General features: G+C 63.7%; 1 protein-coding gene and 1 pseudogene. Both read left to right on the top strand.

Going from position 1 to position 617, the window contains the following annotated elements:
- A pseudogene (locus ACS8Y6_RS18400) lies at positions 1-278 on the top strand (ATPase domain-containing protein); the annotation flags it as partial.
- Positions 250-617: hypothetical protein (locus ACS8Y6_RS18405; protein WP_440856247.1), on the top strand; the 368-nt coding region annotated here is incomplete at its 3' end. The pseudogene ACS8Y6_RS18400 and the gene ACS8Y6_RS18405, both read left to right, overlap by 29 nt.

Here is a 617-nt window from a genome sequence, read left to right on the forward strand (position 1 = left end):
TCGCCAGCCCGGAATTGCAGGTGTCCCAGTACGGCATCAGCTATCTTGCCGACGCCATCGTGCTCCTGCGTTATATGGAGTTGGCCGGAGAACTGCGCAAGACGGTAGGCATGCTCAAGAAACGCACCGGCGATTTCGAGAAAACCCTGCGCGAGCTGGCCATTACCGACCACGGTGTACAGGTCGGGCGGCCGCTGTCCGGATTGCGCGGGATCTTGAGTGGCATCCCCGAGATTCTGGAGGAAAACCGTGCGCACGATGTTGCTCGAGCGCGTTGACGCCGCGGACGCGCCGCAGGCGCGCATCGCCTGTGCGCTAGACAGCCCGGGCAACGCCAAGCTGCTGCGCCGGCTGCTGACGGGGCGATATCAGCTTACCGAGGCGTTCGATGATCGCCTCCAGGGTGATGACCACAGCCGCTTCGATATCGTGCTTGTCGACCCCCTCTCTCTGGAGCATCTGCGCGATCGATTGCGTCGCTACCGGGAGCGCTGCTCGCCGGTGGTGTTGCCGGTGCTGCTACTGGTCACCGGCAGCCAGACGCCGGCAGCCTGGATACGGAAGGAGCTCGGGCATACGGTCGACGATGTGTTGCGCATCCCGACGACCGAAATCGA

The organism is Salinisphaera sp. RV14 (assembly GCF_052044135.1).
Classification (GTDB): Bacteria; Pseudomonadota; Gammaproteobacteria; order Nevskiales; family Salinisphaeraceae; genus Salinisphaera.